This window comes from Kitasatospora sp. NPDC040550, from assembly GCF_055594965.1.
Window position 1 is genome coordinate 148,265 of the sequence record NZ_JBVIWC010000006.1, and the last position, 13,063, is coordinate 161,327.

The window sequence follows — 13,063 nt, forward strand, 5'->3', positions numbered from 1 at the left end:
CGGCCCGGCCCCCGGCGAGACCCTAGTGTCCTGAGTCAGGACACTAGTCCCCGGTGTCCGTGCGTTCCTCCGGCCGGCCGGGCTCGGCCCAGCGGGTGTGGTAGCTGCCCGGCCGGTCGGTGCGGCGGTAGGTGTGGGCGCCGAAGAAGTCGCGCTGGCCCTGGATCAGCGCGGCGGGCAGCCGCTCGCTGCGCAGGGTGTCGTAGGAGGCCAGCGCGGCGGAGAACGCCGGCACCGGGATGCCGTGCTGGGCGGCCCCGGCGACGACCGTGCGCCAGGCGGCCTGGGCGTCGGCGACCTCGGTGGCGAACTGCGGTTCCGCGAGCAGGCTGACCAGGTAGGGGTTGGCGGCGTGGGCGGCGCGGATCCGGTCGAGGAAGGCGGCCCGGATGATGCAGCCGCCGCGCCAGATCTTCGCCACGGCGCCGAGGTCGATGTCCCAGCCGTACTCGGCCGCCGCGTCGCGGATCATCGTCCAGCCCTGGTCGTAGGCGATGACCTTGGACGCGTAGAGGGCCTGTTCGACGTCCCGGGTGAAGCGCTCGGCCTCGTGCGGGTGCAGCGGGTGCACGGTGCCGCCGGGCAGCGGCCGGTAGGCCTCGCGCAGCGCCGTCCGGGAGGAGGCGACCCGGGCGAAGGTGGCCTGGGCGATGGCGGTGACGGGGGAGCCGAGGTCGAGGGCGGTCTGCACGGTCCAGCGCCCGGTGCCCTTCTGCTCGGCGGCGTCCTGGACGATGTCGACGAAGGGCTTGCCGGTGTCGGCGTCGGTGTGGCCGAGGACCTCGGCGGTGATCTCGATCAGGTAGGAGTCGAGCCGTCCCTGGTTCCAGCGCTCGAAGATGCCGGCGATCTCGGCGGGGGAGTACCCGCCGACGTCCCGGAGCAGGTGGTAGGCCTCGGCGATGAGCTGCATGTCGGCGTACTCGATGCCGTTGTGGACCATCTTCACGAAGTGGCCGGCCCCGTCGGTGCCGATGTGGGTGCAGCACGGCTCGCCGTCCACGTGGGCGCTGATCCGCTCCAGCATGGGGCCGAGCACGGTGTACGACTCGGCGGAGCCGCCGGGCATGACCGAGGGGCCGAGCAGGGCGCCCTCCTCCCCGCCGGAGACGCCACTGCCGACGAAGTGGATGCCGTGCTCGCGCAGCGCCCTCTCCCGGCGGCGGGTGTCCGCGAAGTGCGCGTTGCCGCCGTCGACGATCATGTCGCCGGGCTCCAGCAGCGGCGCGAACTCCTCGATGACCTCGTCGGTGGGCCCGCCGGCCTTCACCATGATCAGCAGCCGGCGCGGACGTTCCAGCGCGGCCACGAAGTCCTGCGGCGACTCGGCGGGGACGAAGGTGCCCTCGTGGCCGAACTCCTCGACCAGGGCCCTGGTCCGGGCCGGGGTGCGGTTGTGCACCGCGACCGTGTAGCCGTTGCGGGCGAAGTTCCGCGCCAGATTGCGGCCCATGACCGCCAGGCCCGTCACGCCGATCTGTGCCGAACCGATCGCGGATGCGTCCATGAGCTGTGCTTCCTTCCTCGGGGCCGGCCGACGGAGGGGTGCGCGCCGACCGCGTGCCGCGCACGCGAAGGACCGCCCTGGGCGGTCGGAGTCCAGGATCACCGCCGGACCGTGCCGCCCGCCCGGGGGGTTGGGCCGTTCAGGTGCCCGGCGGCGCCCGCCGACCCCGCCGGACCGACCCTACCCCCGCGTGAAGTCCCATGGCAGGGCAAGGCGTTGGTGGGCAGCGGGTAAAATCCCGGGCCGCCCGGCGCAGCGGACCGGTGCTGTTCACGTTCCGGCCGCCACCGGTACACCGGGGCCTCCCACCCTGGGGGCCGCACCGCCGCAGTCACCTCCCCTCCCCCTTCCACAGGAGACCTCCGTGACCCGTCGTTACGTCCGACTGGCCGCCACCCTCGGCGCCGCCGGTGTGCTGGCCGGATCCACTGTCGCCCAGGCCGCCGCCGCCGAGGAGGGCCGCGGCGCCCACCGCGCCCAGCACGTCCTGCTGGTGTCGGTGGACGGCCTGCACCAGTCGGACCTCGCCCGCTTCGTGGCGGCGCACCCGCAGTCGGCGCTGGCCCGGCTGGTCCGCGGCGGCGTCGAGTACACCAACGCCGCCACCACCGACCCGTCCGACTCCTTCCCCGGCCTGGTCGCCCAGCTGACCGGCGGCGGCCCCGGCACCACCGGCGTCTACTACGACGACACCTACAACGCCGCGCTGCTCCCGGCCGGCACCACCGACTGCGCGCACGCCAAGCCGGGCGCCGAGGTCGACCTCACCGAGGATCTGGACCGGAACAAGGACGCGCTCGACGCCGGCCAGGGCCTGTCGGGCCTGCCCGGCTCCATCCTGCGGATGACCGGCAACCCGCAGACCCTGATCGACCCGGCCAAGCTGCCGGTCGACCCGCGGACCTGCCGGCCCGTCCAGCCGCACTCCTACCTCCAGGTCAACACCGTCTTCGAGGTGGCCCGACAGGCCGGACTGCGGACCGCGTGGTCGGACAAGCACGCCGCCTACGACATCCTCAACGGCCCCTCCGGCGAAGGCATCCAGGACCTCTTCACCCCAGAGGTCAACAGCAACGCCACCGGCTACAAGGGCGACTGGACCAAGGACAACCAGGCCACCGAGCAGTACGACTCGTACAAGGTGCAGGCCGTCCTCAACGAGATCGACGGCTACGACCACGGCCGTGCGCAGCGGGTCGGCACCCCGGCCGTCTTCGGCCTGAACTTCCAGTCCGTCTCCACCGCGCAGAAGCTGGCCGGCTCCGACGGCCTCCAGGGCGGCTACGTCGCCAAGGGCGTGCCCGGCCCGCTGGTGGAGAAGAACCTGGCGTACGTCGACCAGCAGATCGGCACGCTGACCGCCGAACTGCGCAAGCAGCACCTCGACCGCTCCACCACCGTCATCCTCTCCGCCAAGCACGGCCAGTCCCCGACCGACCCGGCCGCGCTCAACCGGATCGACGACGGCCCGCTGCTCGACGGCCTCGACGCCGCCTGGAAGGCCGCCCACCCGGGCGCGGGCGCCCTGGTCGCCCACGCGGTCGACGACGACGGCGTGCTGCTCTGGCTCAACGACCGCTCCGCGGCCGCCACCTCCTTCGCCAAGGCCTACCTGCTGGCGCAGCACGGCAACGGCGTCGACATCAACGGCAAGGCCCGCCCGTTCACCGGCAGCGGCGTCCAGAAGGTCTACGCCGGCGCGGACGCCGCCGACCACTTCGGCGTCGCCCCGGGCGACCCGCGGGTGCCGGACGTCTTCGGCGTCGCGCAGTACGGCGTCGTCTACACCGGCGGCAGCAAGATCGCCGAGCACGGCGGCGACCACGCCGACGACCTGAACGTCCCGCTCGTCGTCTCCGGCGCGGCCACCCCGGGCGGCATCCGCCGGGAGGAGAAGGTCGAGACCAAGCAGATCGCCCCGACCATCCTCGACCTGCTCGGCCTCCAGCCGCACGCCCTCCAGGCCGTGCGCGCCGAGCACACCCGGGTGCTGCCCGTCCGCTGACCCCCGGTGAACCGAGGGCGGCCCGCTCCGCGGAACCGCGGATAATCACCTGATCCCTGGTGTTCCGTCAGGTATCGTCGCGCGTCGTCGGACCAGGCCTTTCGGTCCGACGACCCGCGACGAGGAACCCAGGGGGAACGAATGACGGTCAACCAGCCAGGACAGGTCCTGATCACCGGAGCCGCCGGCCGGATGGGCAGCTGCCTGCGGGAGCTGCTGCCCGGGTACGGCCACCGGCTGCGCAGCTTCGACCGGCTGCCCGTGCCCGGCGAGCCCGGGGCCGTCACCGCCGACCTGCTGGACGTCGAGGCGCTGTCAGCGGCGATGGACGGCGTCGACGCGGTGGTCCACCTGGCCGGGATCCCGGGGGAGGCGCCGTTCGCCGACATCCTGGCCGCCAACATCGAGGGCACCTACCGGCTGTACGACGCGGCCCGGGCGGCCGGCGTCCGCCGGATCGTGTACGCCAGCAGCAACCACGCGACGGGCTTCACCGAGCGGCCCGCCGACGGCGGTACCGTGCCGGTGGACGCGCCGCAGCGGCCCGACACGTACTACGGGGTCTCCAAGTGCTTCGGCGAGAGCCTCGCCTCGCTGTACGCCGACCGGCACGGCATCGAGACCGTCTCGCTACGCATTGGCTCCTTCACCGACCGGCCCCGCAGCATCCGGATGCTCGCCACCTGGCTCAGCCCCGGCGACTGGGCCCGCCTCGCGCACGCCGCCCTCACCGGCCCCGTCACCGGCCACACCGTGGCCTACGGGATCTCCGCCAACACCCGCGCCTGGTGGGACCTCTCGACGGCCCGGGCACTCGGCTACGAGCCGCAGGACGACGCCGAGCCCTTCGCCGCCGAACTGATCGCCGAACTCGGTGAGTTGTCCCCCGACGACCCGGAGCACCGCTACCTCGGCGGCCGCTTCACCCAGACCGGGCGCTGACCGCCGCCCCGGACATGGAAGACTCGGCCGGATGATCGTGATGCAGCCCGTCCTGGAGGCCGGCCCCCTGAACGGCTTCGACCTCTGGCCCGTCGCCGACACCGGGTCGGCCGAGTTCCTCGCCCTCGACGGCGGGCTGTCGCCCGCCGAGGTGGGGACGGCCGTGCTGCTGGTCGCCCGCTGCAACGACCTCGATCCCGACCTCGATCCCGCGGGCGAGCGCCCGCCCCGGCCGGCCGACCCGCTGGGCTCCTTCCTGCACGGACTGCTGACCTTCGAGGACGTGTACGCGGCGGGCGGGCTGCGGGTCACCGACCGCACCGCCGGCATCGTGTTCCAGCCCGGCTGCTGCGACGGCCTGGAGGACTGGCGGGACTGGCACGGGCTGGCGGAGCACGGCGGGCTGGTCGGCTACGGGCACGAGCCGGTCTCCCCGGTCGCGGAGCGGTTCGGCAGCACCGTCCGGCTCACGGTCAACGCCGACCGGCCCGACAGTCCGGTGATCGTGCTGCCCGTCGCGGACCTGGGTGGGCTGCTCGCCGGGGTCGAACGGGACCTGGCCGACTTCCTCGGGCTGGCCGCCGACTGGGCCCGTCGGTACCTGCCGCCCGGTCATCGGGCCCCCGTCACCGCCGCCCTCGCCCGGGCCCTCGACCTGCCCGCGCCGGCCGTGTCGGGCTCGCCGACCGTGCCGGGCTCGCCGCCGGAGGAGTAGGCCGGCGGCTCGCGCCGCTCCGGCTACCTGAGCAGGAAGTCGTAGACCGCCTGCCGTCCGGCCGGGTTGGCCGCCCGGTTCTGCACCGAGTGCGCCGCCCCGGGGACGATCACGATCTCCGGGTCGTGCGCCAACTCGGCCTGTTCGTAGAGCAGTTCGTACGGGGTGGCGAGGTCCCGGTCGCCGCCGAGCAGCAGCACCGGGACATTCGGCAGCTTGCGGTGCGCCGGGGGCACCGGCGGCACCGGCTCGCGCGGCCAGTCGAGGCAGACCAGCAGGCTGCCGAGGCCGGTCGCGGTCGCCGGGTCGTACGGCCAGGTCTGTTCGGCGGTCAGCCGCTGCCGGGTGCGTTCCAGCGCGGCCGCCCGGCCCGCTACCGGGGTGTCGGTGCTGCCCCAGGGGAAGCGCCCGTCGGCGCACAGGGTGGCGGAGTGCAGGCCCTGGCTGAGGTCCTCGGCCGGGGCGGCGTCGACCTCGCGGTGGACGAGGGCGAAGAAGTCCTGCAGCTTCGCGGGCTGCCCGGCGGCGGCCTCGTGCAGGATCTCCGGGACGGCGCCGAAGTCCGGGTCGATGAACTCGTAGCCGGTGAGCGCGCTGAGGATCTGCGCGCCGTTGCCGTACCGCCGTACGGTGGCGGCGAGGTCGGCGGCCGGGTCGGTGGTGCAGCCGGTGGCCCGGCAGGCGGCGCGCAGGACCCGGGCGGTGGCGGGCAGCGCGGCCAGGTCGAGCGGGTCGAAGCCGCTCGGCGGCGCCACCGAGTCGAGCACCAGGTGGGCCACCCGGGAGGGGTGGGCGAGGGCGTAGCGCTCGGCGACGATGGTGCCGTAGGAGACGCCGTCCAGGGTCAGCCGCCGGTCGCCGAGGGCTTGGCGCAGCAGGTCGATGTCGGCGACGGTGTCCGCCGTGCTGTAGTGGCGGGCGCTCGCGCCGAGGGCGGTGGCGCAGTCGGCGATCGACTGCTTGCGGGGCACGGCGAGGTCGGAGGAGCCCATGTCCTCCTGGAGGCCCGGGCACTGGAGGGCGCCCCGGCCGGTGCCGCGCTGGTCGAACACCACCAGGCGGTAGTCCTTGAGGACGGGCTCCAGCTTGCCCGCCATCCGTCGGATCGACGAGACGCTGGACTGCCCGGGGCCGCCGGAGAGGAAGAGCAGATCGCCCTTGGGTGGCCTGCTGTTGTCGGTGAAGGCGACCTGGAGGTCGAGGGTGCCGGGGGTGGCACCGCTGTGGTCGAGCGGGACGGTGAGGGTTCCGCAGGTGAATTCGGGCGCGTCCGGGCAGGGTGCCTGCCCGGTGATGCCGCCGCCGTGGCGTGGTGGTTCGGCCGGGGCGGCGACGGCGGGGCCGGCCAGGGTGGTGCCGGCCACCATCGCGACGGCACCGAGCAGGGCGGCGACGCGGACGCGCCTGCTCGTCGGAGCCGTGGGGTTCGGCACGGTCGTCATGGGTGTCGCGGGTGTCATGGGTGTCCGGGTTCCTTCCGCTCGCACCGCGCCCGCGTGGACGCGGTCAGGGAACCAGCCTGCGCACCGGGACACTTCGTTGGCGAGCGTTCGGACGCGATTCGTCCCGGCAACGGACCGTCAGGGCCTGGACGGCCCCGCGCGCGAGGGCGCCACTCGATGATCCGACACCCCCTCAGCCGGGCAGGTCGGTGGTGAGCCATCCGTCGCGGACCTCCCAGGCGCCGCCGGCCGCGGTGGCGCCGCGCAGGCCGTGCAGGGTGTCGGGGCCCGCGAGGGCGATGGTGCGCGGCTCGGCGAGGGCGGCGGAGCCGAAGGTCCGTTCGGCGGTCCAGGTGGTGCTGTGCCGGAGCCGCCGGGCCAGTTGGGCCCAGCCGAGGGGTGCGGCGGCGACCACCCAGGCGTCGGGCTCCTGGGCGGTGAGGCGTCGGGCCGGGCGCAGCCAGGAGGCGGCCTGTTCGGGCCAGTCGATGACGGCGAGGACGGTGCCGCCGGTGGCCTGCCAGGCCTCGGCGAAGGCCCGGGCGGTCGCGCGGGAGGCCTCGTCGCGGCTGTGGCCGACGGCGACGGTGTGCACCCGGGGGCGGTGCGCGGCCAACAGGCGTAGCAGAGCGGCGAGTTCGGCCTCGGTGTGCCGGGCGGGCGCGGGCAGCGGCCGGTCGGCGGAGAGGAGGGAGGAGCGCTCGGCCGGGCCGGGCGGTCGGAAGGGGCGCCGGTCGGCGGGTACGGGGGTGGGCACGGTGTCCTCGGCTCAGGCGTCGTGGAAGACGAGCCCGAGGGCGTGGCGCCGCCCCGAGCGTACGGTGCTCACGCCGTGGCGTACGGGGGCGGCGGAGTAGCCCCGGGTGGAGCGGACGGGCCGGTCTCGGGTGGTGAACACCAGGCCGTGGCCCTGGGGGAGGACGGTGCTGGTGCCGCGGGACTGGGCGCGGGGGCGTTGTTCGACCAGGAGGAACTCGCCGCCGGTGTAGTCGGTGCCGTGCCGGTCGAGGCCGATGACCACCTGGAGCGGGAAGACGAGGTCGCCGAAGAGGTCGCGGTGCAGCGCGTTCCAGTCGCCGGGCCCGTAACGGAGCAGGATCTGCGAGGACTTGGCCTGTCCGGCCGCGTGGCACCGCTCCAGCCACTCGTCGAGGGAGTCGGGCCAGGGCGCGGGGCGGCCGAGCTTCGCCGCCCAGTCGCGGGCGATGGTGAGCAGGTGCGGGTAGAGGGCCCGGCGCAGGGCGTCGACGGGTGGCGGCGGTTGGTGGGTGAAGTAGCGGTACCGGCCGGAGCCGAAGCGGTGGCGGGCCATGTCGACGGTGCTGCGGAACAGTTCGTCGTGGTCGTAGTGGGCGGCCAGGTCCCGGCATTCCGCGGGGGTGAGGAGCCGGGGGGTGAGGGCGCAGCCGTGGGCGTCGAGCTCTTCGGCGAGGGCGGGCCAGTCGGCCGAGTCGACGCGCTGCCGTACGGGCGCGGGGGAGGTGGTGGTTCGGGTGCTCACGGGCCCAGTCTGCGGTCCGTGGCCGCCCGTCGCCGGCGGCTTTCGGACCGGGAGGTGTCGGCGGATCCGCAGGTGGCGGCGGGGCGCGCCGGTCGCCCTCCCCATCCGGCGGGGAGGGCGACCGGCCGTGGCTCAGGAGACGTTGACGGCGGTGTCGTCGAGGACGAAGGAGGTCTGCTTGGTGTAGTCCTCCGTGCCGGAGAACTTGAGGGTCACGCTCTGGCCGGCGTAGCCGGAGAGGTTGAAGCTGTGCTGCTGGTAGCCGGTGGCCGCGTTGACGTTGGAGTAGGTCGCCAGGGTGGTGCCGTTGGCGGTCACGGTCAGCTTGTCGAAGGCGGTGGTGTTGCTGGCGGCGGTGTCGATGTGCAGCCAGAAGCTGAACGTGTAGGTGCTGCAGCCGGCCGGGAGGGTCACGGTCTGGGCGAGGGTGTCGGTGTTGGTGCTGCCGTACCCGTCGAGCCAGGCGTCGTAGCTGCCGGAGTGCGGCGGCTCGTTGGAGCTGCTGTTGACGGTGCTGCTGCCGCTGGTGTTGGTCTCCGTCCAGCCGGTCGTCGAACCGGCCTCGAAGCCGGGGTTGGCGAGCAGCTGGGCGGCGGTGCAGCCGGTGCCGCCGCCGGTGGGCTGGACGGTCCAGGTGAAGGTGACGGAGGAGGACGGGCCGGTGGAGTCGGTCGCGGTGGCCGTCACGGAGTACGTCCCGGCCGTGGTCGGCGTGCCGCTGATCAGGCCGGTCGTGGTGTTGAGGCTCAGCCCGGCGGGCAGGCCGGAGGCGCTGTAGCCGAGGGTGCCGCCGGCGGTGTCGGTGGCGGAGAGCTGGAGACTGGTGGCGGTGCCGGCGGTGGCGGTGCGGGCGCCGGGGTTGGTGAGGGTGACGCTGCCGGTGGTGCTGCCGCTGCCGCCGGCGGCGAGCCAGGCGGTGGCGTTGAGGCCGAGGGCGGCGTCGGTGCCGGCCGGGTCGTTCCAGCCGTTGTAGACGGTCTTGCCGGGCTCGCCGGTGCCGTCGTCGATGGCGGAGCTGTCGCCCCAGATGGCGACCCGGCCCTTGCCGAAGCTGCTGGTGGCGAAGAAGGCGCCGGTGGTGCCGGAGGAGCCGGTGCGGTAGACGATGCCCTTGACGGCGGGGTTGTCGGCGGGCTTGAGGGTGAAGGTGGTGCCGTTGCGGATGATGCTGCCGGTGACGGTGCCGAAGGGGCCGTGCAGGACGGGGTCGGTGGCGTCGTTGACGGCGGTCGGGTTGTCGGTCTGGATGTTGAGCAGGTCGACGGAGAGCCCGAACGGGTCCTTGCTGTTGACCGAGTTGGTGGTCATCAGGTCGTTGATGACGGCGGGGGAGTCCCAGCCGTCGTTGTTGCGGTCGCTGCCGGTGTGGTCGGAGATCAGGAACAGGCCGCCGCCGTTCTGGACGAACGTCATGACCGCGGTCTTCTCGGCGTCGCTGAGCCGGACGTTGGGCTCGGGCAGGACGAACTCGTCGAAGTTGGCGAGGTCCAGCGCGCCACCGGTGCCGTAGGTGATGGCGGAGCCGCTCGGCAGGGTCTTGAGGCTGTACTGGCCGGTCTTCTGGAGGGCGACGCCCCAGCTGGAGATGGCGCCGGTCCAGTCGGTCTCGGACTGCGGGTCGGCGTTCTCGGCGAGCGGGTCCGGCTGGCTGGTGCTGATGATCCAGTCCGCGTTGCCGGCGGTCTCCGCCTTGCTGTTGTCGAACAGGACGCGGTGCTGGGCGGCGGTCGCGGAGGTGGTGGCCGTCGTGGTGGCCGCGGTGGTGGCCGCCGCGGCCGGGTGGGGGGCGGTGCTCGCGACGGCGAGCACGGTCAGGACGGCGGCGCCCAGGGCGAGCGGGCGTATCGCGGTGAGGCGTCTGAGCATCGGTCAAGTCCCTTGGTCTGTGGGGATGCAGGGGAGAGCTACGCGCGTAGGCGCAGTGGCACCGTCCCATGATGGGGTAATCGGAGCTTGAACGGAACGCGACGAAACGGCTCATCGGTGCGCCGTCGGGCCTTTCGGCGGAAGCCTGCACAGCTGCGACACGGTTGGGCCACCGGACCTCCGCGCGTGGGCCGCGGCCCTTGCCGAAGCCTTTAACGAGGGCTCCGGCAAGGGCCGCGGTGACAGGACTCCGGCGAGCGGCGCGGGACCCCGGCGACCGGAGCGGCTGCCCCAGGAGCCGCTGTCCCCGGGCCGGCCGCTACCCCCGGGCCGGTCGCTACCCCGGGCCGGCCGCTACCCGCGGGCCAGCCGCCCCAGGGCCAGACCCGCGAGCAGTGCGGCGCCGTCGCCGAGCACGCCGTCGTCGAACTCGGCCTCCGGGGAGTGGTTGTAGGGCGCGGTGAACGGGTCGCGCCCGTCGGCCGGGACGGCGCCGAGCAGCAGGTACGCCGACGGGACCAGCTCGCCCAGCACGCCGAAGTCCTCCGAGCCGGCGATCGGCTGGGGCATCTCCAGGTACCGCCCCGACCCGAACAGCCGGGCCGCCAGGCCGGACGCGAACTCCGTCTCCGCCGGGTCGTTGACGGTCACCGGGTAGCCGGGCTCCACCTCGGCCGTCACCTCCAGTCCGTGGGCCGCCGCGATCCCGTGCACCACCCGCAGGGCCTCGGTGCGCACCAGTTCGCGCGAACGCGGCGAGAAGGAGCGGATGGTGGCCTCGAAGCGCGCCTCGTCGGGGATCACGTTGGCCGCCGTACCGGCGCCGAGCGAGCCCACGGTGAGCACCACCGGGTCGAAGGCGTCGATCCGGCGGGTCACCATCGACTGGAGCGCCAGGACCGTTTCGCAGAGCGCCGGGACGGGGTCGAGCGCCGAGTGCGGGCTGGAGCCGTGCCCGCCGCGCCCGCGCAGGGTGGCCCGCAGGGTGTCGGAGGCGGCGAGCACCGGTCCGGGACGGGTGGCGACCACCCCGTTCGGCAGCATGGCGGCGGCCACGTGCAGGGCGTAGGCGGCCACCACGCGCTCCCCGGCCGCTTCCAGCACACCCGCCTCGACCATCAGCCGGGCGCCCTCCGCCCCCTCTTCGCCCGGCTGGAACATCAGGACCACGTTCCCGGCCAGTTCCGCGCGCCGCTCGCACAGCAGCCGGGCCGCGCCGACCAGCGCGGCCACGTGCAGATCGTGCCCGCAGGCGTGCATCACCCCGGGGACGTCGGAGGCGTACGGCAGCTCGGTGCCCTCCTGCACCGGCAGTGCGTCCATGTCGGCCCGCAGCAGTACGTTCGGGCCCGGCCGGCCGCCGCGCAGGACGGCGGTGATCGAGCTCAGGCCCTTGCCGAGGGAGAGTTCCAGGGGGAGGCCGTCGAGCGCGGCGAGCAGCCGGGCCTGGGTCCGGGGGAGGTCCAGTTCGAGCTCCGGATGCCGGTGCAACTCCCTTCGCAGCAGCGCGAGCTCGGGTTGCAGGCGGGCGGCCGAGCGGAGCAGCTCGGGCAGGTCGAGCCGCTCCCACGGTGCGGCGGGCGTGCCGGGGGCGGCGCTGGGCAGGTCGGACACGGGGGACCTCCAGGGGTGGACGGACCGGGGGGAGCCCGGGGTGGCTGGTGCCATGACTGGTGCCATGACTGGTGCCATGATCGGAGGTTGCCCACCCCGATCGGGCCCGGCACACGGGACGGCCGTGAATCCGGTCCGGACTCCACGGGAGGCGCTCCGGGGCGTGGCCGACCTCCGGGTTCGTTGAGATGGTCCGACGGAGTGACTATCGTCATGGGGTGAGTGAGCGTGTGATGCAAGAACCCACCGTGATGGTCCTGACCGCCCTCGCGGACGCCCCCCGGCACGGCTACGCCATCGCCCAGGAGATCAAGGCGATGACCGACGGCCGGGTCGCCCTGCGCACCGGTGCCCTCTACGGGGCCCTGGACCGCCTGCTGGCCGACGGCCTGATCGAGGTCGAGCGCGAGGAGGTCGTCGACGGCCGCGCCCGGCGGATCTTCACCCTCTCCCCGTCCGGCCGCGAGCGGCTGGCCGCGGAGGCCGAACGCCTGGCCGCGACGGCCCGGGAGGCGGCCCGCCGACTGTCCGCCGCCCGCCCGGCGGTGACCGGCACGTGATCGACCACCTGCTGCGCCTCTACCCCGCCGCCTACCGGCGCGCCCACGGCGCGGAGATCGCCGCGACCCACCGCGAGATGACCGCCGGCGAGCCGCTGGGCACGCGCCTGCGGGACGCGGCGGAGCTGGCGGGGCACGCGCTGCGGCTGCGCGCGGGCCTGGGGCCGGGCTCCGCCGCCGCCCGGCTGCTCGGGACGGCGTTTCCGTTCGTCCTGGCCGCCTCGGCCGCCGCCTGCGGTCTGCACCTGCTGCGCTGGTACGCCGGCGTGGCCGCCTCGCCGACTCCGTTGGGGCTGCAGCTCCGGTCCGACCTGTCCGGGGTGTGGGGCGCGCTGCTGCTCTCCTCGCTGCTGGTGTTCGCGGGGGCGGCCGCCGCCCTGGCCGGACGGTGGCGGGCGGGCGTGCCCTGCACCGTGGCCGGGCTGCTCGCCTTCGCCGCGGCCGCCGTGGCCGGCGGGCCGGCGTTCGGCGACCCGGTCGCCGGCCCCGCCGCCGCGGTGCTGGCGGCGGCCGTGCTGCTCGGCTGCCCGCCGGACCGGCGCGCGGAGGCCCTGGCGGCCGGCCGGGCGGGCACGGCCGGGGTGGCGGTCGCGCTGGTCCTGGTGCCCCGGGCTGCCGTCGCCGCGCACGCCGTGCCCTGGGTCAGCACCGACTACGGCTGCTGGCCGCTGCTGGTGCTCGCCGCGGCCACGGCGGTGACGGCCTGGCGCCACGGCTCCCGGGGCGGCCGCGAGCTGGCCGCGCTGGCCCTGGCCTCCCCGGCCCTGCTCGCCCAGGCCGGCACGGTGGCCTGGGGAGACCCGACCGCGCTCGCCGCCCTGGCGACCGTCCTGACGGCTGCCCTGGCGGCCGTCCCGCTCGCCGGGCGCCTGGGACGGGCCCCGCGCTGAACGATCCGACCCCGCCGAGCG

The 13,063-nt window shown here is 74.6% G+C and carries 11 protein-coding genes; 5 read left to right on the forward strand and 6 right to left on the reverse strand.

What is annotated here, in order from left to right:
• Positions 1-43 precede the first annotated feature (43 nt).
• Positions 44-1,507 carry an NADP-dependent phosphogluconate dehydrogenase gene (gene gndA, locus ACZ58X_RS11815; protein ID WP_470333514.1) on the reverse strand — a complete coding sequence of 488 codons (1,464 nt, stop codon included), beginning with the start codon at positions 1,505-1,507 and terminating at the stop codon, positions 44-46.
• Between the two features lie 364 nt (positions 1,508-1,871).
• Between gndA and ACZ58X_RS11820 the strand changes: the two genes are divergently transcribed.
• The 3 genes from ACZ58X_RS11820 to ACZ58X_RS11830 all read left to right on the forward strand — a co-directional run bounded on the left by ACZ58X_RS11820 (position 1,872) and on the right by ACZ58X_RS11830 (position 5,169).
• Positions 1,872-3,512, forward strand: a complete 1,641-nt coding sequence (locus ACZ58X_RS11820; protein ID WP_470333515.1) for an alkaline phosphatase family protein — start codon at positions 1,872-1,874, stop codon at positions 3,510-3,512.
• A gap of 141 nt (positions 3,513-3,653) precedes the next feature.
• The gene (locus ACZ58X_RS11825) at positions 3,654-4,454 is read left to right on the forward strand and encodes an NAD-dependent epimerase/dehydratase family protein (protein WP_470333516.1); all 801 of its coding nucleotides are present in this window, start codon (positions 3,654-3,656) and stop codon (positions 4,452-4,454) included.
• A 31-nt stretch (positions 4,455-4,485) separates the two neighbouring features.
• Positions 4,486-5,169 carry a hypothetical protein gene (locus ACZ58X_RS11830; protein ID WP_470333517.1) on the forward strand — a complete coding sequence of 228 codons (684 nt, stop codon included), beginning with the start codon at positions 4,486-4,488 and terminating at the stop codon, positions 5,167-5,169.
• Positions 5,170-5,192: 23 nt separating this feature from the next.
• On the opposite strand, the gene ACZ58X_RS11835 is transcribed toward ACZ58X_RS11830, so the two are convergent.
• The 5 genes from ACZ58X_RS11835 to ACZ58X_RS11855 form a co-directional block, all read right to left on the reverse strand.
• Positions 5,193-6,629 carry an alpha/beta fold hydrolase gene (locus ACZ58X_RS11835; RefSeq protein ID WP_470333518.1) on the reverse strand — a complete coding sequence of 479 codons (1,437 nt, stop codon included), beginning with the start codon at positions 6,627-6,629 and terminating at the stop codon, positions 5,193-5,195.
• A 175-nt stretch (positions 6,630-6,804) separates the two neighbouring features.
• Complete coding sequence (locus ACZ58X_RS11840) at positions 6,805-7,368, reverse strand: hypothetical protein (protein WP_470333519.1); 564 nt, start codon at positions 7,366-7,368, stop codon at positions 6,805-6,807.
• Between the two features lie 12 nt (positions 7,369-7,380).
• Complete coding sequence (locus ACZ58X_RS11845) at positions 7,381-8,112, reverse strand: 2OG-Fe(II) oxygenase (RefSeq protein WP_470333520.1); 732 nt, start codon at positions 8,110-8,112, stop codon at positions 7,381-7,383.
• Positions 8,113-8,244: 132 nt separating this feature from the next.
• Positions 8,245-9,978, reverse strand: a complete 1,734-nt coding sequence (locus ACZ58X_RS11850; protein WP_470333521.1) for a putative Ig domain-containing protein — start codon at positions 9,976-9,978, stop codon at positions 8,245-8,247.
• Between the two features lie 354 nt (positions 9,979-10,332).
• Complete coding sequence (locus ACZ58X_RS11855; RefSeq protein WP_470333644.1) at positions 10,333-11,532, reverse strand: M20 metallopeptidase family protein; 1,200 nt, start codon at positions 11,530-11,532, stop codon at positions 10,333-10,335.
• Between the two features lie 278 nt (positions 11,533-11,810).
• Here ACZ58X_RS11855 and ACZ58X_RS11860 point away from each other — a divergent pair, with 278 nt between their 5' ends.
• Entirely contained in the window at positions 11,811-12,152 is a 342-nt protein-coding gene (locus ACZ58X_RS11860; RefSeq protein ID WP_470333522.1) for a PadR family transcriptional regulator, read from the forward strand.
• Entirely contained in the window at positions 12,149-13,042 is an 894-nt protein-coding gene (locus tag ACZ58X_RS11865) for a hypothetical protein (protein WP_470333523.1), read from the forward strand. Before ACZ58X_RS11860 ends, ACZ58X_RS11865 begins: the two co-directional genes overlap by 4 nt.
• Positions 13,043-13,063: the final 21 nt, after the last annotated feature.